Origin of the sequence: Burkholderia lata, from assembly GCF_902499025.1 — a bacterium.
In the GTDB taxonomy this organism is placed as follows: domain Bacteria; phylum Pseudomonadota; class Gammaproteobacteria; order Burkholderiales; family Burkholderiaceae; genus Burkholderia; species Burkholderia lata_C.
Window position 1 is genome coordinate 167,126 of sequence record NZ_CABVPW010000003.1, and the last position, 23,030, is coordinate 190,155.

Annotated in this window: 20 protein-coding genes and 2 tRNA genes; 10 read left to right on the forward strand and 12 right to left on the reverse strand. The window is 65.6% G+C overall.

All coding sequences use genetic code 11. The features are described 5' to 3' along the window. The first annotated feature begins 4 nt into the window (after window positions 1-4). From BDI24065_RS03960 to BDI24065_RS03985, 6 genes are all read left to right on the forward strand, one after another. Entirely contained in the window at window positions 5-997 is a 993-nt protein-coding gene (locus BDI24065_RS03960) for a type II secretion system F family protein (protein WP_175030092.1), read from the forward strand. 18 nt (window positions 998-1,015) lie between these two features. Beyond that, window positions 1,016-1,858 (forward strand): tetratricopeptide repeat protein, encoded by an 843-nt coding sequence (locus BDI24065_RS03965; protein ID WP_175030093.1) that lies wholly within the window; start codon window positions 1,016-1,018, stop codon window positions 1,856-1,858. Window positions 1,859-1,878: 20 nt separating this feature from the next. Continuing rightward, window positions 1,879-2,208, forward strand: a complete 330-nt coding sequence (locus tag BDI24065_RS03970) for a DUF3613 domain-containing protein (protein ID WP_175030094.1) — start codon at window positions 1,879-1,881, stop codon at window positions 2,206-2,208. A gap of 9 nt (window positions 2,209-2,217) precedes the next feature. Continuing rightward, a complete protein-coding gene (locus tag BDI24065_RS03975; RefSeq protein WP_302479447.1) occupies window positions 2,218-4,236 on the forward strand; it encodes a pilus assembly protein TadG-related protein in 2,019 nt (672 codons plus the stop codon). Window positions 4,237-4,344: 108 nt separating this feature from the next. Then, window positions 4,345-5,736, forward strand: a complete 1,392-nt coding sequence (locus BDI24065_RS03980; protein ID WP_175030096.1) for a sigma 54-interacting transcriptional regulator — start codon at window positions 4,345-4,347, stop codon at window positions 5,734-5,736. Window positions 5,737-5,790: 54 nt separating this feature from the next. Beyond that, window positions 5,791-6,492 carry a DUF2968 domain-containing protein gene (locus tag BDI24065_RS03985; protein WP_175030097.1) on the forward strand — a complete coding sequence of 234 codons (702 nt, stop codon included), beginning with the start codon at window positions 5,791-5,793 and terminating at the stop codon, window positions 6,490-6,492. A gap of 77 nt (window positions 6,493-6,569) precedes the next feature. Here BDI24065_RS03985 and hfq read toward each other — a convergent pair whose 3' ends face one another. Then, the gene (hfq, locus tag BDI24065_RS03990) at window positions 6,570-7,148 is read right to left on the reverse strand and encodes an RNA chaperone Hfq (protein WP_175030237.1); all 579 of its coding nucleotides are present in this window, start codon (window positions 7,146-7,148) and stop codon (window positions 6,570-6,572) included. A 295-nt stretch (window positions 7,149-7,443) separates the two neighbouring features. Here hfq and BDI24065_RS03995 point away from each other — a divergent pair, with 295 nt between their 5' ends. Continuing rightward, window positions 7,444-7,728: a hypothetical protein gene (locus BDI24065_RS03995; RefSeq protein ID WP_175030098.1), complete on the forward strand. Its 285-nt coding sequence runs from the start codon at window positions 7,444-7,446 to the stop codon at window positions 7,726-7,728. A gap of 27 nt (window positions 7,729-7,755) precedes the next feature. Here the strand turns inward: BDI24065_RS03995 and BDI24065_RS04000 are convergent, their stop codons facing one another. From BDI24065_RS04000 to BDI24065_RS04015, 4 genes are all read right to left on the reverse strand, one after another. Then, window positions 7,756-8,673 (reverse strand): DUF1571 domain-containing protein, encoded by a 918-nt coding sequence (locus tag BDI24065_RS04000; RefSeq protein WP_175030099.1) that lies wholly within the window; start codon window positions 8,671-8,673, stop codon window positions 7,756-7,758. A 29-nt stretch (window positions 8,674-8,702) separates the two neighbouring features. Next, entirely contained in the window at window positions 8,703-10,457 is a 1,755-nt protein-coding gene (locus BDI24065_RS04005; protein ID WP_175030100.1) for an AMP-binding protein, read from the reverse strand. Between the two features lie 157 nt (window positions 10,458-10,614). After that, entirely contained in the window at window positions 10,615-11,436 is an 822-nt protein-coding gene (locus BDI24065_RS04010) for a TetR/AcrR family transcriptional regulator (protein ID WP_043182625.1), read from the reverse strand. Window positions 11,437-11,651: 215 nt separating this feature from the next. After that, window positions 11,652-12,872, reverse strand: a complete 1,221-nt coding sequence (locus BDI24065_RS04015; RefSeq protein WP_175030101.1) for an MFS transporter — start codon at window positions 12,870-12,872, stop codon at window positions 11,652-11,654. A gap of 282 nt (window positions 12,873-13,154) precedes the next feature. Here BDI24065_RS04015 and BDI24065_RS04020 point away from each other — a divergent pair, with 282 nt between their 5' ends. From BDI24065_RS04020 to BDI24065_RS04030, 3 genes are all read left to right on the forward strand, one after another. Beyond that, the gene (locus tag BDI24065_RS04020) at window positions 13,155-13,697 is read left to right on the forward strand and encodes a GNAT family N-acetyltransferase (protein ID WP_175030102.1); all 543 of its coding nucleotides are present in this window, start codon (window positions 13,155-13,157) and stop codon (window positions 13,695-13,697) included. A 127-nt stretch (window positions 13,698-13,824) separates the two neighbouring features. Beyond that, entirely contained in the window at window positions 13,825-14,451 is a 627-nt protein-coding gene (locus BDI24065_RS04025) for a ParB-like protein (protein WP_175030103.1), read from the forward strand. A gap of 6 nt (window positions 14,452-14,457) precedes the next feature. Next, the gene (locus tag BDI24065_RS04030; protein WP_175030104.1) at window positions 14,458-16,188 is read left to right on the forward strand and encodes a SulP family inorganic anion transporter; all 1,731 of its coding nucleotides are present in this window, start codon (window positions 14,458-14,460) and stop codon (window positions 16,186-16,188) included. 33 nt (window positions 16,189-16,221) lie between these two features. On the opposite strand, the gene BDI24065_RS04035 is transcribed toward BDI24065_RS04030, so the two are convergent. The 7 genes from BDI24065_RS04035 to BDI24065_RS04065 form a co-directional block, all read right to left on the reverse strand. Further along, the gene (locus BDI24065_RS04035) at window positions 16,222-17,157 is read right to left on the reverse strand and encodes a carbohydrate kinase family protein (RefSeq protein ID WP_175030105.1); all 936 of its coding nucleotides are present in this window, start codon (window positions 17,155-17,157) and stop codon (window positions 16,222-16,224) included. Between the two features lie 127 nt (window positions 17,158-17,284). Then, on the reverse strand, window positions 17,285-18,229 hold the full coding sequence (locus tag BDI24065_RS04040; protein ID WP_175030106.1) for an ABC transporter substrate-binding protein: 945 nt from the start codon (window positions 18,227-18,229) through the stop codon (window positions 17,285-17,287). Between the two features lie 86 nt (window positions 18,230-18,315). Next, window positions 18,316-19,353 (reverse strand): ABC transporter permease subunit, encoded by a 1,038-nt coding sequence (locus BDI24065_RS04045; RefSeq protein ID WP_175030107.1) that lies wholly within the window; start codon window positions 19,351-19,353, stop codon window positions 18,316-18,318. A 40-nt stretch (window positions 19,354-19,393) separates the two neighbouring features. Beyond that, window positions 19,394-20,947, reverse strand: coding sequence for a sugar ABC transporter ATP-binding protein (locus tag BDI24065_RS04050; RefSeq protein WP_175030108.1), 1,554 nt, complete (start codon window positions 20,945-20,947; stop codon window positions 19,394-19,396). Continuing rightward, entirely contained in the window at window positions 20,934-22,181 is a 1,248-nt protein-coding gene (locus BDI24065_RS04055) for an ROK family protein (protein ID WP_175030109.1), read from the reverse strand. The genes BDI24065_RS04050 and BDI24065_RS04055 overlap by 14 nt, the downstream gene beginning before the upstream one ends. 418 nt (window positions 22,182-22,599) lie before the next feature. Next, window positions 22,600-22,686, reverse strand: a tRNA-Leu gene (locus BDI24065_RS04060). 240 nt (window positions 22,687-22,926) lie between these two features. After that, window positions 22,927-23,013, reverse strand: a tRNA-Leu gene (locus BDI24065_RS04065). Between the last annotated feature and the right edge of the window lie 17 nt (window positions 23,014-23,030).

A 23,030-nucleotide genomic window follows, 5' to 3' on the forward strand; every position in this document is an offset into this window, starting at 1 on the left:
GGTTATGACAGCAACTCAAATCGGAGCGATTGCGCTGGCAGTGGGCGCACTCGGGGTGCTGCTGCTCGGCACGCTTGCCGTGTTGCGTGCGCATGCCGCGGGGCGTGCCGAACGGGCGCTGGTCGATGCGCTGGATCGGCGCATGGCTGCACTCGAGGCAGCGAAAGCACGGACTGCGCCGAATGGCGATGCGCCGGCGAAACCCGATGTGCGCGGCGGCCAGCGCGTCGAACGTTGGCTGGACCGATTGTCCGCGGCGGGCATGCGCTGGCTGGATACCGGATTCGGCAAATACGCCGTCGCGGAAGAGGATCGCCGCCTGCTCGAGCAGTGTGGTTATGTCGACGCACGCACGCGTGGGCTGTTTCTGAGCGCGCGGGTCGCCTGCGGGATCGCGCTGCCGCTGCTGTTCGCGGTTTTCTCGAGCGGGCGCATGAAAGGCAGTATCTGGATGGTCGGCATGTTCGTCGCCTTCGGGCTCGGCTTCATGCTGCCGAAACTCTATGTGCAGCGCCGCGCGGCGTCGCGGCGGCAGAGCGTCGTCGACGAACTGCCGCTGCTCGTCGACATGTTGCGTTTGCTGCAAGGTGTCGGGTTGTCGCTCGATCAGAGTCTGCAGGTCGTGACGAACGATTTTCGCGGGATGCTGCCGGTGCTGTCGTCGGAGGTGGGGATCGCGCAGCGTCAGTTCGCCGCGGGACGTACGCGCGAGCAGTCGCTGCAACGGCTGTCCAGTGGATTCGACAACGAGGATTTGCGCGCGATCGTGCGATTGATGATTCAGGTCGACAAGCATGGCGGCGCGGTGCAGGAACCGCTCAAGCAGTTCGGCGATCGTTTGCGCGAGACACGACGCGCGATGCTGCGCGAACGGATCGGCAGATTGACCGTGAAGATGACGGGCGTCATGGTGCTGACGCTGTTGCCTGCCTTGCTGATCGTGACGGCCGGGCCGGGCATGCTCGCTGTGATGCGCGCATTGTCGTCGCAGCATTGAAGGACGGAAGGACAGACCATGAAGCGAATCGGCGAAACAGTGACGCGAGCAGGCACGTTGGTGGCGGTGCTGCTGCTTGGCGCATGCGCTAGCAAGGAAAGCGGGTATGGCGTCGGTGCGCAGGCCGAGCGCGCGGCGCTGATCCAGACAGCAGATCAGAAGCAGTCCGTGCCGGATACGCCGGGGATGTACCTGGGCCTGATTCAGCGCATGCAAACGCAAGGGCTCTACTACGCGTCGCTCGCGCATATCGATGCGTATGACAAGACATACGGTGTCATGCCGGAGTCGGTCTTGCTGCGCGCGGATGCGCTGCGGATGACCGATCAGCCGGCCGCGAGTGCCGCCGCATATAACCAGTTGCTGAAGACGCCGCTCGCTGCGCGCGGCTATCGTGGGCTGGGGCTGCTTGCAGGCGCGGCGGGCGATTTCGACCGTGCGGTGCAGGCTTTGACGCAGGCGTCGGAGCTTGCGCCGACGGATCCGTCGCTGCTGTCCGACCTTGCGTACGCGAAGTTGCGCAGTGGCGACGTCGTCGGCGCACGGGTGCCGCTGATGAAGGCAGCCGAACTCGATCAGCGCAATCCGAAGATCGTCAGCAACCTTGTGCTGTATCTGTTTGCGGCAGGACATACGCAGGATGCACAAAGGTTGATGAACCAGCAGCATCTGTCGACGGATATTCGCAAGGACATCAGCAGTGACGCCGCGAAGATTGCAGCGGCCGTGCGTGCCCAGCAGCGTGCCGTCGCGACACCGCCGGTCGTGTCACGGCGCGGCGCCGCGACACCGATCACGCCGATGGCGAACAACTTCGGCTACGACCAGACGGTGCCGCTGTTGCAACGGTTTGCACAATGAACGGATATTCGGGGAGCGATATGAACAAGAACAATCACAAGCGAAGCGTACGCGCCGGCTGGATCGCGACGCTGGGTGCAATCGCCTGCATCGTGACGAGCTCCGGCGCTGCGTACGGTCAACAAGCGGCGGCACCGCGCACGTCGGACGTTGGCCGCTCGACCAAGGATTGGCTCGCCATGCAGCGTGACAATCGCGCGGCGGCGCCGGCGCAACCGGTGTTCGGCGATGTCGCGTCGCTTGCCTACCAGCGCTATCTTGATTCGTTCAAGAACAAGATCCCGGAATCGCTGAGTTCGCAACTCGGTGGAGCTGGCGGCACGTCGGGCGGCGGGCAGGGTGCGCAATAAGAGATGACCATGCGCGCAGATCAATCGCACGCGGCGCGGCGGCGTGGCACTGGCGGCCCGCGGAGAAGTCTCCAGCGGGGAAGCGTCGCGGTCATGGCGACGATCTGGGCACTGGTCGCGATTATTGTGCTGGGCGCGATTGACGTCGGCCATTTCTATGCCGAAAGACGTCGAATGCAAGCGGCGGCCGATCTGGCGGCGCTGTCGGCCGTGTCGCAAATTACCACTGACGCGACTTGCCAGGCAGCGAAGACCGCTGCCGGTCAAATCGCCAACCCATCGCAGAATCCGTTGCCGACGGGTTCGAGCGTTTCCGTGTCTTGCGGTATCTGGACCGCCCCTCAGGGCAACGGCAGCGCGCAGTTCACGTGGATATCGGGCGACCCGATCAGCAACGGCCAATGCGCCGGTCTGTCGGCCGGAACAGTCAACGGTCAATCGACCAATGCTGTTTGTGTCACGGTGGCCGAGCCGGTCGACGGGATTTTTCGCGGTGGCGTCACGATCGGTGGATCCGCCATCGCCAAGAGCGTGCCGACCGATACCTTTACGCTGACCACGTCAGTTGCATCGCTGAACGGTGGCTTGGCCAATCAGCTGCTCAAGGTGCTGACAGGGTCGAACGACAATGCGTTGAATCTCCAGCTTGTCGACTATCAGGGGCTTGCACAAGTCAACGTGAAGCTGGCCGGCATTCTCGCCAACCTGCCGGTCGGCACCACGACGGGCGTGCTGAATGGCACCGTGACGCTCGGTCAACTGGCCACTGCTGCTTTACAGGCGGCGACACAGCAAAACGTGGCCGCCGCGAATTTGACGGTGCTGAATGCGCTGAACATCGCCCTCTGTTCGACCGGTGTCTGCACCGGGCCGCAGATCGCGCTCGGCCAGCTGGTTTCCGCTGCAACCGCGACTGGAACCTCCGCCGTTGACGCCAGCGTCAATGCCCTCGGATTACTGTCGACAGCATTGCAGATCGCGAATGGCACGAATTCGGTCGCCATTCCGAGTGTCACGGTCCAGACGCCTACGGTGCTCGCGCCGTTGCTGAACGTGACCGTGTCGGGTTCCGTCAAGCTGGGGGCCAATCCGCCGTCTACCGCGAGCGGTCCGCCCGGGCCGTCGAACTGCGGGACGGACAATTGCACGACCAATACGTCGACCGCGCAGGGGAACATTTTCCTCAATACGTCGATATCGCTGCTGTCGAGCTGTCCTACCGGCGGATTGGTCTATCCGGGCGGCACTTGCCCTTCGGGTAATCCGACACCGCTTGCTGCCGTTCAATTGCCGATCACCGCCTCCGTGGCGCCGGCCAAGGCCGGCCTCGCGTCCGTCACCTGTTCCGCGAACGGTACGAAGAACGCGACTGTGAACGTGCAGACCGGGGTGGCTGCCGTCTATATCGGCGGTTCGTCGACCACGCTGCTCAACCTCAACGCACCGTCCGGATATACGCCCGACAGCGGCGCAACCCCGATTCCGCTGGTGACCGTCAGTCTGCAGAGTCTGCTCGACCTGCTGGGCCTGGGTCCCGTGACGAATTTGCTCTCTGCCCTGACGTTGGGGCTCATCAACCTGAATCAGATTTCGGTCAACATCACCATACAGCCAGGGCAGGTGACGATTCCTGTCGCCAATCAGAATTGGGCTCCGCTGACATTTACGTATCCTGGGCCAGGGTCGTCCGCTTCGCCGAGTCCAGCATCGCCGTATATGCTGAGTACGACAACGGGTCAGTTTCTGGCGCCTGCTGTCCAGGGAATAGCCAATAGTGGTCTGTCGTTCACGTTGTCGGCGCAAGGTGGCCTTGCAAAGGTGCTGGCCGGCATCTTGAATCCGGTGTTGAATATTCTGACCGGGCCGCTTCTGAGCGCACTCGGAAGTACGCTCGTTCCGCTGCTCCTGCAACCCATCGACTCTCTCCTGACCTCGGTCACGGGCCTGCTCGGTCTGAGCCTGGGGAACGCCTACGTTACGAACACACCGGACTCGATCAAATGCGGCAACCCCATGCTGGTTCAATAAATGCCTGAACGTTCAGTCATCAAAGCAGGCAGCGTCGCTGCCGCCTGCAACTGCTCACTGAGCTGCAATGCAAAGCAACTCGTCAATTACTGAAGCCGCACCCGAATCATGAGAACCACGCCCGCAATCGAAGAGCTCGACCTGTACGTCTGGGAAGGCAAGGCGGACATCGTCGACCGCGTCGCCCGGTGCATGGCGAGCTTCGACGTCGAAGTGATCCGCGCCGACAACGCGGAAGTCTCGCCCGAGCGCGCCGCACTGCGACCGTCGCTGGCGATCATCAGCGTGACGATGATCGAAACCGGCGCGGCGTTCCTGCGCGACTGGCAGGCCAACATCGGCATGCCGGTCGTCTGGGTCGGCGCGGCGCGCGATCACGACGCGTCGCAGTATCCGCCCGAGTATTCGCATATCCTGCCGCTCGACTTCACCTGCGCCGAACTGCGCGGCATGATCGGCAAGCTTGTCACCCAGTTGCGTGCGCATACGGCTGAAACGTCGCATCCGACCGAACTCGTCGCGCACTCGGAATCGATGCAGGCGTTGCTGCATGAAGTCGATACGTTCGCCGACTGCGACACCAACGTGCTGCTGCACGGCGAAACCGGCGTGGGCAAGGAGCGGATCGCGCAACTGCTGCACGACAAGCATTCGCGCTACCGGCACGGCGAATTCGTGCCGGTGAACTGCGGCGCGATTCCCGACGGCCTGTTCGAATCGCTGTTCTTCGGTCATGCGAAGGGATCGTTTACGGGCGCGGTTGTTGCGCATAAAGGCTATTTCGAGCAGGCGGGTGGCGGCACGCTGTTCCTCGATGAAGTCGGCGATCTGCCGCTGTACCAGCAGGTCAAGCTGCTGCGCGTGCTCGAGGACGGCGCGGTGCTGCGTGTCGGCGCGACGACGCCGGTCAAGGTCGATTTCCGCCTGGTCGCGGCGAGCAACAAGAAGCTGCCGCAGCTCGTGAAGGATGGCCTGTTCCGCGCCGATCTCTACTATCGGCTCGCGGTGATCGAGCTGAGCATTCCGTCGCTGGAAGAGCGCGGCGCCGTCGACAAGATCGCGCTGTTCAAGTCGTTCGTCGCGCAGATCGTCGGCGAGGACCGGCTCGCTCAGTTGTCCGATCTGCCGTACTGGCTGACGGATTCGGTCGCGGACAGCTACTTTCCCGGCAACGTGCGCGAACTGCGCAACCTCGCCGAGCGTGTCGGTGTGACGGTGCGGCAGACGGGCGGGTGGGATGCCGCGCGGCTGCAGCGGCTGATTGCGCACGCGCGCAATTCGGCGCAGCCGGTACCGGCAGAAAGCGCGGCGGAGGTTTTCGTCGATCGCAGCAAGTGGGACATGAACGAGCGCAACCGCGTCATTGCGGCGCTCGACGCAAACGGCTGGCGGCGCCAGGATACGGCGCAGCAGCTCGGCATCAGCCGCAAGGTTTTGTGGGAAAAAATGCGCAAATATCAGATCTTCGATGAGGAGCCCGAGACCCGCGAAAGTGAGTAATTAATGAGATAAAATCGCGCTGAATTACAACGACTCGGGCGGGAATAGAACTTCATGAGCCATATGACGGGGTTGGGAAGGGCGTGCGTATTGTTCGCCCTGGCGGGAGGCATTCAGGGCGCATACGCGCAAAGTCTGGCAGACAGCGGTGCGCCGGCAGTGCAGCAGGCGTCGGCACCGGTGGCGGCGATTCCGGTGATCGATTCACAGACGTCGTTGCAGCCGCAAGCGGGCGAGTCGACGGGGCCGAGCACGGTCGACGACCTGCAGCGCCAGATCCAGGCGCACACGCTGACGGAAATGCGCACGAGCTACAACGGCAGCTACGGTGCGAGCCAGCTGTTCAACGTCAAGGACGGTGCGTACTTCGTCGCGCTGTTCCAGCAGAAGGCGTTCTGGCGCGTGATCAAGACTTACGACGAAACGCGTGCGGAAGCGATCTATCGCGATTTCTCGCGTCAGGCGGAGCGGCTGGCCGTGAACGAACTTCGGGCGGCGAAGCTGGAATCGCAGAAGACGCAAATGGACAAGCAGATTGAAGTCACGCAGGATCGCGCGCGACGTCTGCAGGCCGATATCTCTATCGCACGCCAGCAGCAGGCGGCGGTTGCGGATCGCCAGAAGAGCGTACGCAACGAGACGGCTGCATTGCAGGCGCAGCAGGCCGAGCTTCAGTCGCAACTGCGTGCGTTGCAACAGCAGGTGCGTTCGTTGCAGCGCGAGGCCGATGCGGGCTTGCCGACGACGGCACGCTGAACCCGGCGGCGGTGCGGCGACATGCCGCGCCGGCCGCACAAGTAAAAAGGGCAAGCCGGTCGGCTTGCCCTTTTGCTTTACTGGCCGTCCGGCACGATTCGCCGGCGGCGCGTCACGATGACCGGCCCGTTGCCGCCGCGGGAATCCGACGGCGATGCGTTGCCGGATGCGTCGCCCGTGTCGCGCGGCGCGCCGTAGCTTTCGCGCGGTTCACGGGGTTCGCGCGGGGCACCGTAGCCTTCGCGCGGCTCACGCGAGCCGTAACCCTCGCGCGGTTCGCGCGAGCCATAGCCTTCACGCGGTTCGCGCGAGCCGTAGCCGCCATCGCCGCGCGATTCGCGCGGGCCGCCGTGCGAGCCGTACGGGCTGTGGCCGCCGCCTTCACGGCCGCCGGGGCGCCCGCCGGTGCGCGGCCCGCGGGGGCCGCTGCCGCCCGGGCGCGAGCCGCCCGTGTCGAGCTGGATCGTGGAAATCGCGCGCTTGTAGATGCCTTGCAGACCCACGGGGGTGCGCAGCATCACCAGGTACTGGTCGAACGACTCGATACACCCCGTCAGACGAATGCCGTTGACGAGATAGATTTCAACGCGTTTACGTTCCTTGCGCGCCGAATTGATGAAGTCGTTTTGCGGATGGGATTCTGCGGGATTGGCCATTGAGGTGCGGCAGGAGCCTGCGTCAGAGAATATGTTGTGCGTGTGTGTGGCGTGTTCGTCCACAAGGCGTTTGGCGGGATTCTACCCTGTTCGATCGGGGAGCGCGCAGTCGTGATTGTGTCGAACCGTAACCCACTATAGACGTTCCAGCGCAATTTCGCGATTCGGTCGAACGGCTAATCCCATTTCGTTACGCCGCGTTACGAATCTCGCAGAGCCGTATCACCTTGGTTCGCGCGGGGCGCTTACATTGGCTGCGCGAGCCGGGCGGGCCGGTGTATCAGGGATTCAGAACATGAACAAGAGACGATGGGCAGGGTGGGTCGGGGGCGTGGCGTTGCTGGCTTCCGGCAGTGCGATGGCGGGGCATGTCGACCTGTCGGTCGGCATCGGCGTACCGGTCGCGCCGGTCTATGTCGAGCCGGCGCCGGTCTATGTGGCGCCGCAACCGGCCGTGGTCGCCTATCCGGGATACGGATACGACTACTACGGCGATGACGACGACGATCGCTATCGCAAGTGGCGCAAGCACTATTACAAGCATTGGCACCGGCACCACGGCGACGACGATGACGATTGAGCCCGAAGTCAACCCCGCTGGCGCGCATCAGAACGCGTAGTCGGGGTTTTTCGGGTCGAATGCGGTGTCGTCGAGCGTCGCCGGCGCGATTTTCTCGATGACGATCCGCTCGAAGATCTTGCCGTCGTTGTCATAGGACTCGACGCTCCGGAAATAGGGTGCGTGCAGGTCGAGCCCGAGGACTTCCTTCTTCGCGTAGAACTGCGGCCGGCCGGTCGGCGTTTCGTAGGTGAGCGCAACGACGCGCACGCCGCCGATCGTTTTGGCTTCCACATCGGTCGGCCGCTGCACGCCGGCTTCCAGATATTTCTTCCCTTCGGTCAGGTACAGGTTCGTGATGAACTCGGTGCCGAGATCCTTCACCTGGTGATTCGACTGCGCGCGTGCAAGTGCGCCGTCGAGTGCCGTCCACAGCGGGATCTTGCCGAGCAGGCCGCCGAGGTGGCCGTACATTTCGTCCTTGCGCTGCGTCGTGTCGTAGATGGTCTCCTGTCCGGCATGCGCACCGCCCGGCAGCCATTTCGCATAGACGCGCAGCGGCTCGCGGGTGGTCTTCACGAGCATGCGGTCGGGCGTATCGGACCATTTTCCGCTGATGCGCTCCTGGCGCACCATCGTGAACTGGTACGACGGATAGCCGTTGGGACCGTTACGGATATAGAGCGGCACGGCGAGCGGATCGAGTGCCTTGAAGAGTGCCGTGAGCGTCGCGTCGTCGAGTTGCGCGAGCGTGCCGCGCTGCGCGGCTGCGCGCAGCCAGCGCGCCTGCTGCGCGACCGGTTCGCGCACGACTTTCGCGAGGTCTGCCGGCAGCGCGACTTCCTGCGCCGCGCTCACGGCGCTGGCCGTTTCCTGCGCATGCAAGCCGGCCTGCGCGAGCGACAGCATGCACGCGACTGCCACGGCGGCGGCATGCCGCGCGTGGCGCTTCTTTCCTTCGTTCATCAACGGCGTCTCCCGGGGCGATGGATCGTTCAGCCTTGCTTCGCGGCCTTGATTTTGGCGAGCTCCTCGTCGCGCAGTGCGCGGCGCAGGATCTTGCCGACGTTCGTCTGCGGCAGCGCGTCGCGGAACTCGACGAATTTCGGCATCTTGTAGCCGGTCAGGTTCTTGCGGCAGTGCGCGAGCACGTCGTCGACCGTCAGCGACGGGTCGCGCCGCACGACGAACACCTTGATCCGTTCGCCCTGGACCTCGTCAGGAATGCCGATCGCCGCGGCTTCGCTGATGCCCGGATGCATCACCAGCACTTCCTCGATTTCGTTCGGGTACACGTTGAAGCCCGACACGAGGATCATGTCCTTCTTGCGGTCGATCAGGCGGATGAAGCCGCGTTCGTCCATCACGCCGATGTCGCCGGTGCCGAGCCAGCCGTCGGCGTCGATCACCTTGGCCGTCTCGTCGGGGCGCTGCCAGTAGCCGCGCATCACCTGTGGACCGTGCACGCACAGTTCGCCCGGTTCGCCGACGGGCGCCCAGGTGCCGTCCTCGCGGCGAAAGCGTACGAGCGTGGACGGCGCCGGCAGGCCGATCGAACCGCTGAACGCGGCCATGTCGTTCAGGTCCACCGGGTTCATCGTGACGATCGGCGAGCATTCGGTCAGGCCGTAGCCTTCGACGACCGGCCGGCCCGTCACCTGCTGGAAGCGTTCCGCGACCGCGCGCTGCATCGCCATCCCGCCCGCCATCGCGAGCTTCAGCTTCGAGAAATCGCGCTTGCGGAATTCCTCGTTGTCGAGGAACGCGTTGTACAGCGTGTTGATGCCGGTGATCCCCGTGAACGTCTCGTTGCGGATGATCTTCATCACCATCGTCATGTCGCGCGGGTTCGCGATCAGGATGTTGCGCCCGCCGAGCCCCATGAAGATGAATGCGTTCACCGTCAGCGAATAGATGTGATACAGCGGCAGCGGCGTGAGCACCGTCTCGACATCGCCCGATACCTGGTCGGCGATCCAGGCCTTCGCCTGCAGCAGGTTCGCGATCAGGTTGCCGTGCGTGAGCATCGCGCCTTTCGCGACGCCGGTCGTGCCGCCCGTGTATTGCAGGAACGCGAGATCGTCACGCGTGATCTGCACGGGCTGCGGTTTGCCGCGCATACCGAGCGCGAGTGCGGAGCGCAGCCGGATGGCCTGCGGCAGGTGGTAGGCCGGCACGAGCTTCTTCACGTGCTTCAGCACGAAATTGATCAGGCGTCCTTTCGCATTGAAACCGTCGGCGAGCAGATCGCCGAGTGCGGTGACGACGATGTTCTTCACCTGCGTTTCCGGCAGCGCGTCCTGCAGCGTGCGTGCGAAGTTCTCGAACACGACGATCGTCTGCGCGCCGCTGTCCTTCAGCTGGTGCGCGAGTTCGCGCACGGTATAGAGCGGATTGACGTTGACGACGATCGCGCCGGCCTTCAGCGTGCCGAACAGCGCGACCGGGTACTGGAACGTATTCGGCAGCATGATCGCGACGCGGTCGCCGGGCTTGACCCCGATGCTTTGCAGATACGACGCGAATGCGTCGACTTTCTGCGCGAGCGTGCGGTAGGTCATCGAGGCGCCCGCACTCACGTAGGCGACGCGCTCGGCGAAGCGGGTCGTGCATTCGTCGAAGAACTGCACGAGCGATGCGTATTGCGTGACGTCGATGTCGTGCGGGACGCCGGGCGGGTATGACGCGTACCAGATGCCGTCGCTGTTCGGCGGAACCTGGGCCGCTGCGGTTGCTGCGGATGATGACATGACGAGTCTCCGGTCTTTGCTCTCGGCGAGGGCGGGCGCTTCAGCGCCGGCCCGTGCCCCGTGCCGCACGGTCGATCGGCGCGGGCGCCTCGACGCCCCGCATGACCGCGCGTTTCAATCAAATCGTGAACAGGAAGCCGCGCGTGGCCGCGCGCGCTCAGTTCGTGGAATGCAGCGTCGCCGTATCGGCGGTGGTCGCACCCGACTGCGGCAGCCCGAACGCTTCGCTCGCTCCCGCGTCGTCGAGCACGGCCGCGAAGATCGACAGTTGCGCGCTGTCGGGCATCGGCGCTTTCAGCGCGGCGACGATCAACGACGACAGCCGCGCGATCATCTGCACGTCGTTCATCGTGCGGCCTTGCGAGAACTCGTCGATCAGGCTTTCCGTCTCGGCGCCCGCGAGCGCGCCGGACAGCGCGCCGATCGCGAAGTGCAGCCGCCAGCCGAGCTCCGTGCGCGGCAGGTGCGGCAATGCGCGCTGGAATGCGTCGAAGAAGCGGCCCGCGACGCTCGCGTAGTGCGCGGTCAGGAAGTTGCGCACGAACGGCGACGGATCGGTGTACGCACGGCCGATCAGCCGCAGGAACCCGGGGCCGCCACGTTCGGGATTGCGCGATGCCTTCAGCGCGGGAATGAACATCGCGCCGAGCACGTGCTCGCAGGTGATGTGCGTGCCGAGTTGCGCATCGAAGCGGTCGAGGATGCCGAGGCGTTCCTGGTTGAGCTGGTCGAGCCGGCGCGACAGCATCGCGTGGATCAGCGCTTCCTTGCTGCCGAAGTGGTAGTTGACCGCCGCGAGGTTGACCGCCGCGCGCGAGGTGATCTGCCGCATCGACATCGCCTCGAAGCCATGCTCGATGAACAGGTCCTCGGCCGCATCGAGGATGCGTGCCTTCGTCCCGCCGGTCTGCCGAGTGCCGGATGACCGCGCCCCGGACGGCCGTCCCGCGGATGGCCGCCCCTCCTGACTTACTGCCATGTCCCGCCTCCCATGCCGGTCGCCCGGCCACGAACTGGTGATTTGTTTGTCTGATTCAAACAGTCGTTTTTATTAAGATAAAAAAGGGCGGGCGGAGCGGGCAAGCAGGGAATCTGGACAAATTCCTCTAGTTCGATGTGCGAATGCGGAAAGTATCGCGTGTGCCCTCGACGGGGCGGGGCACACGCGATGGTGCAATGCGGCAATGCACGGGTTCAGGTGACCGTGCTACGCGTATTGACCGATTGCGTCATGTCGATGCCGCGCCGCTCGCGGCTGAAAATGATCAGCACGGCGATCACGACGGCGACGATGCCGGCCACGAGCGCGAGTGCGAAACCGTAGTTGTTGCCGTTCGCAACGGCGAGCTTCGCCTGGATCAGCGCGTTGCCCGACGCGAGCAGGTTGCCGAGCTGGTAGACGACGCCGGGGAAGGTCGCGCGGATCTCGTCGGGCGAGATCTCGTTCAGGTGAACCGGGATCACGCCCCACGCGCCCTGCACCGAGATCTGCATCAGGAACGCACCCGCGGCGAGGGCAACCGGGCCGCTCGAGAACGCCCACAGCGGCAGCACGGGCAGGGCGATCAGCGCAGCGATGAAGATGGCGCGACGCCGGCCGATCCGCTCCGAGATCGCGCCGAACGACAGGCCGCCGACGATGGCACCGATGTTCAGCACGATCGTGATCCACGACACGGTATGCGGATCGAAGTGATGCTGTTCGCGCAGGAACGTCGGATAGAGATCCTGCGTGCCGTGCGAGAAGAAGTTGAACGCGGTCATCAGCACGATCGCGTAGATCGTGAGCTTCCAGTTCTGCTTCAGCGTGGTGCCAAGGCTCGGGCGTGGGCGCTTCTCCATCTGTTTCCATGCCGGCGATTCGGGCACGTGCGAGCGCACGTACAGCACTAGCAGCGCGGGCAGCACGCCGACCATGAACATCCCGCGCCAGCCGATGTACTGGTAGAACAGGCCGAACACGACGGACGCAAGCAGGTAGCCGCTTGGATAGCCGGCCTGCAGCAGCCCCGACACGAAGCCGCGCGCATGGGTCGGCACGGTTTCCATCGTCAGCGCGGAGCCGACGCCCCATTCGCCGCCCATCGCCACGCCGAACAGCGCGCGCATCACGAGCAGCGCGGTCAGGCTCGGCGCGAAACCCGACGCGAGTTCGAGCAGCGAGTAGCACGCGATGTTGACCATCAGCGTCGGGCGGCGGCCGAAGCGATCGGCGAGCCGGCCGAAGATCAGCGCGCCGAGCGGGCGCATCGCGAGCGTCAACGTGAGCGCGACCGCGACGGCGGGGATCGTCGACCCGAATTCGGCGGCGATGTCCTTCAGCACGAAAACCATCAGGAAGAAATCGAACGCATCGAGCGTCCAGCCGAGGTAGGCGGCGATCGTGACGTTGCGTTGTTCGCGGGTCCAGCTCATGTCCGAGGTCTCCTCGTTGGCTTGCGCGCTCACGCATGTGCATGCGGATGCCGGCCCGGCTTGCGCGCGGTGCGGGGGCATTGATCGAGTGTAGGCCGCGGCGCCGGGCGATGTGGGGCGCGATAACGTCGAATCGGGAATAATCCCTAGGAAATGAACTGTTTCGGAAATGGAAACGGCGTCGCGCGAAACAGGCGACAGGCATCTGTATCCTTCCGGAAGGCTGGTTGTACCTATTTTGTAATGCGCCCGATGCGCATCGTCACCGAATCAGGAGTCCCGATGACCGAACGTTCCGCCGCCACGCTGCCCGTGCTCGAAACCGCCCGGCTGTGGCTGCGTCCGCGTGTGCTGGCCGATCTCGATGCGTGCGTCGAGATGGATCGCGATCCCGAGGTCACGCGGCACATCGCGGGCCCGTGGCACGATCCCGTCGAGCATCGGCGCTTCGTCACGCACCGGATCACGCGCGACTATCCGCCGGGCCTCGGCTACTGGTCGATCTTCGAGAAGGCCGCGCCCGATGCGTTCATCGGCTGGATCCTGCTGATTCCCGACTATGCGGACGGCGCACGCGACGTCGAGATCGGCTGGCGGCTGGTGCGTGCGACGTGGGGGCGCGGCATCGCGAGCGAGGCTGCTGCAGCCGTCGTGCGTCACGCCTTCGATACCGTGCGCCTGCCGCGCGTGATCGCCGATATCGCGGAGGCCAACAGCGGCTCGCTGAATGTCGCCCGCAAGCTCGGGATGCGTCGCGTGAGCGTCGTGCACGACGGCATTCCTTACGTTCGTCATCGTCTCGAACGCAACGATCTGCGCGCGTAACGCGCGCCGTGAGGGCACAGGAGGGTGTCAGAGATCGTCAATCGGATGCGTATCGAGGTCATGACGTATTAACGGCTCGCACGATCAGGAGTATCGTTGCCGGAATTTCGCAACATGGGGTACGACCATGGCTCTCGGCAACGATGTTCATCTGATTCCCGTCAAGCTTGAAGAACTGCGTCCCACGCAGATGACGGTCGGCTATCGCGAAGTGAAGGCGAAGCGCAAGCATTGGAAGGCGCTCGACAAGCGCGCGCGCAAGGCCGCGATCGAGTCGCACTGGTTCCCGGCCGTGGTCGGCCCGGACGGGCTGCACTACATCACGGATCACCACCATCTCGGCCTCGCGCTGATCGAGGAAGGGGAGACGCGCGTGAACGCGATGCTGCTGAAGGACCTGTCGTGGCTCGACGACACGATCTTCTGGCGGATGATGGAACACAACCAGTGGGTGCATCCGTTCGGCGCGGATGGCACGCGCCGCGACTACGGGAATCTGCCGAAGGCGCTGACGGGGCTCGTGGACGATCCGTATCGCAGCCTCGCTGGCGAACTGCGCACGGCGGGCGGCTATGCGAAGGACGCGACACCGTTCAGCGAATTCCTGTGGGCGGACTACCTTCGCCAGCACGTGTCGCTCGACCAGATCCGCAAGAACTTCGCGAAGGCGCTCGATATCGCACTGCGCCGCGCGCACGACCAGGATGCGCGCTATCTGCCCGGCTGGTCGGGTGTCATCGCCGTCAAGCCCTGACCCCTCATGACGACCACCCCGATCCGCCCCGATGCCGGCCCGCAGCATGCCGACCATTTCGCCGTGCTCGACGCGACTTCGCCGCCACCCAAGCGGCGCATCGGCCTCGATGCACTGGCCGGCCTGTCGATTGCGGGCCTGCTGATCCCCGAGGCGGTCGCATACGCGGGGCTGGCCAACCTGCCGCCGCAGGCCGGCCTCATCGCGTTGCTGTCGGGGCTCGTCGTCTATGCGCTCACCGGGAGCAGCCGCTTCGCGATCGTGTCGTCGACGTCGTCGTCGGCCGCCGTGCTCGCGGCGACGGTGCTCGCGGAATCGGGGATGGCGCTCGCCGCGCAGCTCGCGCTCGCGGCGGCGCTCGTCGCGATGACGGGCGTGCTGTTCATCCTGGCGGGCGCCGCGCGGCTCGGCGGCATGTCGGATTTCGTCGCGCGGCCGGTGCTGCGCGGCTTCACGTTCGGCCTCGCACTGACCATCGTCATCAAGCAACTGCCGAAGATTCTCGCGATTGCCGTGCAGCACAGCGATGCGCCGCATGTCGCGCTCGACCTGATCACCGGCGCGCCGCACGCGAATCTCGCGAGCGTCGTGCTCGGTGCAATCGCACTGGCGTTGCTGTTCGCGCTCGGGCGGAGCTCGCGCGTGCCCGCGACGCTCGTCGTGATCGTGCTGTCGATCGTGGCCGGCTATGCGATCGACTGGCAGCGATACGGGATCGCGATCGTCGGTCATATCGATTTCAAGCATATCGAGTTCGGCCTGCCGACCCTCGACCGCAACGCGTGGATGCAGACCATCGAGCTTGCATTCGCGCTAATGTTGATCCTGTACGCGGAATCGTACGGATCGATTCGCAACTTCGCGCTGAAGCATGGCGACAGCGTGTCGCCGAACCGCGACCTCGTCGCGCTCGGCTGCGCGAATCTCGTGTCGGGCCTGCTGCACGGGATGCCGGTCGGTGCCGGCTATTCGGCGACCTCGGCAAACGAAGCGGCCGGCGCGCAGTCGCGCTTTGCCGGCCTGTGGGCGGCGGGCGTGGTCGCGCTGATCGTCTGGCTGCTGCTGCCGCAGCTCGCGCGCACGCCGGAACCCGTGCTCGCGGCGATCGTGATCTTCGCGGTCAGCCACTCGCTGCATCCGTCGGTATTCCGGCCGTACTGGGCCTGGCATCGCGACCGGCTCGTCGTGATCGCCGCGCTGCTCGCAGTGCTCGTGCTCGGCGTGCTGCACGGGTTGCTCGCGGCCATCGGCGTGAGCCTGCTGCTGACGCTGCGCAAGCTGTCCGAGCCGAATGTCAGCGTGCTCGGCAGGCTGCGTGACAGTCACGATTTCGTCGACGTGGCGAGCCATGCCGACGCGAAACCGGTGCCGGGCGTACTGATCGTGCGGCCCGAGGCGCAACTGTTCTTCGCGAATGCGGACCGGATGCTGAACCGCGTGCGTGCGCTGATGAAGGCCGCGCCGGACGCCCATACCGTGATGCTGAGCCTCGAGGAAACGCCGGACGTCGACAGCACGACGATCGAATCGTTGCGCACGTTCGCGGCCGAATGCACGGCGCGCGGGTTGCGGCTCGCGATCGTGCGCCTCAAGGTGCACGCGCTGCATGCGTTGCGCCGTGCGGCCGACGATACGCTGCACGACGACGAGATGTCCGAACTGAGCGTCGACGAGAGCCTGCAACTGCTGCAGGCCGGGATGCCGCCGGACGGCAGCGACGGAACGACCGCCGCTTGACGGGGCGGCGCGAGGGCGGCGCGCCGGCGCGTGCTATTGCGAAACCACGGCGTCGGCGGAGCGTTCGATCATGTCGGTCACTTCGGCTGCCGTCGGCGCATAGGCGCCAGCCTGCGCACAGGCGACCGCCGCGCACGCGGCTGCGTAGCGCAGATGCTCGGCGGCTGATGCATCGGGACGCGCAAGCTGGCTCGCGAGCCAGCCGCCGATGCTCGCATCGCCGCAGCCGACGGTGTCGGCAACCTCGGTCGGAAACGCGGGCTGGAACAGCTCGGTGCCGCGATGCAGAAGCTGCATGCCGGATGCGCCGCGCGTGACGAGCAGCGTCGCGTCGGGCGCCCACGTGCGCAGTTGCACGAGCGCGGCGGCTTCATCGAGTTCGGGAAACAGCCCGCGCAGATCCTCGTCGGATACCTTGATCCAGTCGGCGAGCCCGGCCAGCCGGCGCAGCGTGTCGCGATACGACGGCGCGGCCATCGGCGCGCGGAAGTTCGGGTCGAACGAGATCCGCTTGCCGGCCGCCCGCGCGGCTTGCGCCACGTCGATCAGGCGGGCCGCGAGCGGCTCGCGCACGACGCCAAGCGAACCGACGTGCACGATCTCGGCCGCGTCGAGTGCGCCGGCGGGCAAGTCCGCCGGATCGAACGCGAGATCGGCGCTGTTCTCGCCGATGAAGAAATAGTGGGGCGGCTGCTTCGACACGACCATCGCGAGCAGCGGCGCGCGATCGACCTGCCGGATGAAGCGCAGGTCGAGCCCCGCGTCGGCGCTCTTGCGCATCAGTTCGTCGCCGAAGATGTCGCGGCTGACCGTGCCGGCGAAGGCCGTCGGCACGCCGAGTCGCGCACCGACGCGCGCGACGTTCCAGCATGAGCCGCCGGCGACGCTGTGCCAGTGCTGGGCGTCGTCGCGGATGAAATCGGTCAGTGCTTCGCCGAATACGATCAGGCGGGGAAACGTCGTCGTCATGTCGAAACCTTGTGCGGCGGCGTTGTGTGCGGCCGTGCAGCAGTTGAGGTGAACAGGCGGGCGGTGCCGGCCGTCGCGCGCGGCAACGCGGCCAGGCACCGCCCGGTTTCGCGGGCGAACGGCGCGATCAGCGCGGCGAGCTCCAGCCCTTGTAGGTCTTCACGTTGTCGCGCGTGATGAGCGTCGGCTCGATCAGGATCATCGGATTGGCCGGCTTCTGGCCGTTCATGATTCCGTAGCCCACGTTGACGGCCTGCTGCGCCATCGCCCACGGGTCCTGGCTCGACGACGCCTGCACGAGCGTATTCGACTTGAGTGCGACCTCGATATCGGGTGCACCGTCGACCGACGTGATCACGATGTTCGGGCGGTTCAGCTGTTTCGCCGCGAGATCGCTGCCGATCGCCTGCGGGTCGTTGATCGTGAACACGCCGTCGAGTTTCGGAAAGCGCGTCAGGTAGCCCTGCATCGCGTTCATCCCGCCTTCGCGCGAGCCCTTGCCGTCCTGGTCGCTCGACAGCACCTTGATGCCGGCGTTTTTCGCGAGCACGGTCTTGCAGCCGTTGACGCGATCGATCACGGCCGATACCTGCGGGCCGTTCTCGATGATCACGTTGCCCTTGCCGTTGAGTTTCTTCGCGATGTAGTCGCATGCCAGCTCGCCGGCCTTCACGTTGTTGGTCTGCACGGTCGCGTTCGCGCCGGCGGCCGCAACGTCGACCGCGACGACCGTGATGCCGGCCGCCTGCGCCTTCTTCACCGCCGGCTCGATCGCCTTCGGGTCGGTTGCGTTGAGCAGGATCATGTCGACGTGCGCGGAGATGAAGTTGTCGATCTGCGTGAACTGCTTGTTCAGGTCGTAGTCGGCCGACACGGCCGTGACTTTCGCATTCGGGTTGATCTGCTTGGCGCGCGCCTCGGCGCCTTTGACGATCGTGACGAAGTACGGGTTGCCGAGCGATCCGACCGTGACGCCGATCGATTTGAGCGGCTTGTCGGCTGCATGTGCGGCGGCGGCGCCGAAAGCGAGTGCGCAGGCGACGGCGGTCAGGGCGGCTTGGTGCTTGAACATGTCGTTGTGTCTCCGGAAGGTCCGTTGGCGGTCGGGCACAGGAGGACTTGCCTGCGCCCCGATGGTTGAACAGTGAGGAATGCGTGTCAGGTACGCGCCGAATCGCGCTGGCGGTAGCGGTCGAGCGCGACGGCGCCGATGATCACGAGCCCCTTGATGATGTACTGCCAGATGTCGGACACGCCGAGCAGCACGAGCCCGTTGGTCAGCACCGCGATGATCAGCGCCCCGATCAGCGTGCCGACGATCGAGCCGACGCCGCCGACGAAGCTCGTGCCGCCGAGGATCACCGCGGCGATCGCGTCGAGTTCGTAGGACTGGCCGAGCTGCAGGCCGTTGGCCGCATAGAGCCGCGCGGCCGACATCACCGCGCCGAGGCCGGCGAGCAGGCCCGACGCCGCATACACGAACAGCTGGATCGCCCGCACGTTGATGCCCGACAGGCGCGCGGCTTCCGGATTGCCGCCGACCGAATAGATCCGCATCCCGAGCACCGTGCGGCGCAGGATGAACCACGAGATCGCGATCACCGCGCACGCGATCACGACGAGCCACGGCACGCCGAGGATCGTACCGTTGCCGATGAACGCGAACGGCAGTTGCGGATTGAACACGGTCGTGTCGTTGCCGATCAGGCGCGCGACACCGCGCACGGCCGTCATCGCGCCGAGCGTGACGATGAACGGCGGCAGGCGCAGGAACGAGATCAGCCCACCATTGATCGCGCCGAACACGAGGCCGACGACGAGCGCGAACGGCACGCCGAGCCAGCCCCAGCCGGGGATCGTCGACGCGAGCAGCGCGGCGACGGCCGCGGCGGCGAGCACCGAGCCGACCGACAGGTCGATGCCGCCCGTCAGGATCACGAAGGTCATGCCGGCCGCGAGCACGATGTTGATCGATGCCTGCTGCGTGACGATCGACAGGTTCTGCAGCGTGAAGAAGCCGTCGGTCAGGAGGCCGAAGCCGATGCACAGAACCAGCAGCACCGGCAGCATGCCGGCCGTGCGGATCAGCGACTGCATGCGGGCGCGTTGATCGGCGCCGCGCAACAGCGGCGTACGGGTGGCCACCGGCTGGGCCGTCGCGGAAGCGAGGTTCCGCTGCTTGGTCGGGTTGATCATTTCGGTAACCTGAATGTAAGAGTGAAATGAAAGGGCGGACTCAGTGCGCGTCGGCTAGTTCGGCCTGCGAGCCGGTGGCGAGCGCGATGATCGCTTCCTGCGTGATGGGCGTGTGCGTGTGGCCGCCGAGTTCGCCCGCGATCTCGCCTTCGCGCATCACGAGCACGCGATCCGCGACGCCGATGATTTCCGGCAGTTCACTCGAGATCACGATCACGCCCACGCCGGCACGGGCCAGTTCGTTGATGATCCGGTAGATCTCGGATTTCGCGCCGATGTCGACGCCGCGCGTCGGTTCGTCGAGGATCAGCACGCGCGGCTTGGTCTCGAGCAGGCGCGACAGCAGCACCTTCTGCTGGTTGCCGCCCGACAGCGCGCCGACGTTGACGTTCGCGTTCGGCACGCGGATCGACAGCGATGCAATGGCGTCGCGCGCACGTTCGGCGCCACGTGCGAGGTCGAGCGCACCGAGCCGCGCATCGCGGTTGCAGACCGAGATGTTGATGTTGTCGCGCACGCTCATGTCGAGGAACAGGCCCTGGCGCTTGCGGTCTTCGGTCAGGTAGACGAGGCCTGCGTCGATCGCGTCGCGCGGCGAGTGCCCGCCGAACGTGCGGTCGCCCACCTTCACGTCGCCGCGCACGCGCGGTTCGGCGCCGAAGATCAGCCGCGCGAGTTCGGTGCGGCCGGCGCCGACGAGCCCCGCGATGCCGAGCACTTCGCCGGCGTGCAGGTCGAGGCTGCAGCCGCGCACGCGCGCGCCATCGGCGATGTCGCGGACCGACAGCAGCAGGTGGCCGGGGTCGTACGGTGCGTGTTCCTTCTTGTAGAAGCCGGAGATGTCGCGGCCGACCATCATCGCGACGAGGCGCTCGGCCGACAGCGATGCGCGTTCGAGCGTGCCGACGTATGCGCCGTCGCGCAGCACCGACACGCGATCGGACAGTTCGTAGATCTCCGCCATCCGGTGGCTGATGTAGATGATCGCGAGGCCTTCCTCGCGCAACTGGCGGATCAGGCGGAACAGGTGCTCGGTCTCGCGCGACGACAGCGGCGTGGTCGGCTCGTCCATCACGAGGATGCGTGCGCGGGTGTGCACGGCGCGCGCGATCTCGACGAGCTGCTGCTCTGCGATCGACAACGTATCGACGAGCGTCGCGGGCCCGAACGATGCGCCCAGGCGCGCGAGCACGTCTTCGCAGCCGCGCGCCATCGCGGCGCGGTCGATCGTGCCCCAACGCCGGTTGCCGCGCCGCAGTTCGCGGCCGATGTAGATGTTTTCGGCGACGGTCAGGTTCGGCGACAGGCACAGCTCCTGGTAGATCACCGCGACGCCGGCATCGCGCGCGGCGAGCGGGCCGTCGATGTCGATGCGTGCGCCGTCGATCAGGATCTCGCCGCCCGCGTCGGCGCGGTACGCGCCCGACAGGATTTTCATCAGCGTCGATTTGCCCGCGCCGTTTTCGCCCATCAGCGAATGGATCTCGCCGGGATAGACGGTCAGGCTGACGTTGTCGAGCGCGCGTACGGCCGGGAACGTCTTGCTGATCCCGCGCATCTCGAGCAGCGGGCGGGGCGACTCAGATCGCGACATGGTTGACCTCCTGCGAGTCGGTGCGGGCGCCCTTGAGGATGCCGGCCCGCGGGGAGAAGTTGAAGAACATCGGCAGCGTGGCGGCGCCGATCGCACCGGCGTCGGCGCCGAACGTGCCGCGCACGAGCGTCGGCGTGCCGCGTGCTTCGGGCGCCGTGGCAACCAGCGCCGAGCGCAGGCGCGTCGTGACCGCGTCGAGCAGGCCCGCGTCGGTATCGGCATCGAGCACGACCACCGGCGCGTCGACTACGCACAGCACCGCGCGCAACGCCGGTGCAAGCGCGTCGACGCAGTCGTCGATCCATTCGTCGACGGCCGGCAGGCCGCGGGCGATGCACGCTTCGAGATCGGCCCGGTTGTCGACCGTCTCGCCGTGATGGCGCAGATGGCGCACGAGTGCGTGCAGCGACGCGCGCGCGAGCAGGATGTCCCATGGGCCGCGCGGCGGCGGCGCGGAGGCCAGCCGGCTCGGCGGTACGGGAATCACGGCGATGTCGCCCGCATTGCCGGTCACGCCGCGCAGACAGTCGCCGTCGATCGCGATGCCGCCGCCGATCGCCGGCCCGATGAACAGGTAGACGAAGTCGTCGCACTGCCGGCCGTATCCGTAGAACAGTTCGGCGATCGCGGCCGCGTTGCCGTCGTTTTCGCCGAACACGGGCAGCGACAGCGTGCGACCGAGGTCGGCCGCGAAATCGATGTCTTCCCACGCGCGGAACGTGTCGGGCGCAAGGCCGAGTTCGCGCATCCACGCGCCGAGGTTGTACGGCTGCGCGACGCCGATGCCGGTCAGGCGCGCGCGGTCATGGTCGGGGAGCAGGGCCTGCATCGCGTCGATGTCGTGACGCACGATCTCGAGCACGTCGGCGGGGGGCGGCAGCAGCGTGTCGTGCGAGCGGCGGCCGAGCACGTCGCCAGCGAAGTTGACGAGCGCGGTCTCGATGCGCATCCGGTCGAGATGGACGCCGATGCCGAACGCGCCGCGCGGGTCGAGGCGGATCAGCGAGGCCGGCTGGCCGCGCTGGCCTTCGGTGCGACCAGCGAATTCGATCAGCTTCGCGTCGGCAAGCGACTCGATGATGCTACCGACCGCCGTGCCCGTCATGTTCGCGAGACGGGCGAGGTCAGCCTTCGACGCGCTGCCCACGCGGCGCAGCGTCTTCAGCAGCAGGCGCTCGTTGTAACGGCGCACGTTGGCCGAATTGCTTCCCTGGCCGATGTGCGGGCTTCTCATGGCGTCTCCTTCCATGGTGCGCGGTCTGACAGCGCATTAAATAAATCACGTTGATTTATTTAACCGCGTGCACGCAGGCGTGTCAGCCTAGGGAAATCCCGGTTTTATTGGTCGGATGAATGTCGATGCGGCTGATCGGTGGACGGATGGCGCGGAAACGGAAGCGGTCGGTCCGGGTTCAGGGGGGGGGCTCGGCGTGCGTGTGTATTTCTGGCGCCGGAAATGAAAAAAGGCCGGCTGGAAGCCGACCTTTTCAAAAACAGATGGTGCCCAGGAGAGGACTCGGTCACACATGCGCGACCCCGGCTGCGCTTGCAAGCGCAGCCCTTCGAGTCCTCACGCAGAGCGCGCAGGCGCTTTGTTTCCTGGGCTTGAAATGAAAAAAGGCCGGCTAGAAGCCGACCTTTTTAAATACAGATGGTGCCCAGGAGAGGACTCGAACCTCCACGATGTTGCCACCGCTAGGACCTGAACCTAGTGCGTCTACCAATTCCGCCACCTGGGCACGTTTCGCTTGTTGCTGCATCGCGAAAGAACGCAATTATAGCGTGCCCGAAGGGGCTGTCAACACAATTTCAGGTCGCGAACGAAAATAATTGAGCACGCGGTCGGGTCGGGCGAAGGAGGGAGAGGAGGGCATGCGAGCCGCTTGCATGCGCGACGATGCCATCTGGCAATTGGCGCGTATTTCCCGGGCCGGAAATGAAAAAAGGCCGGCTAAAAGCCGACCTTTTTTAAAAACAGATGGTGCCCAGGAGAGGACTCGAACCTCCACGATGTTGCCACCGCTAGGACCTGAACCTAGTGCGTCTACCAATTCCGCCACCTGGGCACGTTTCGCTTGTTGCT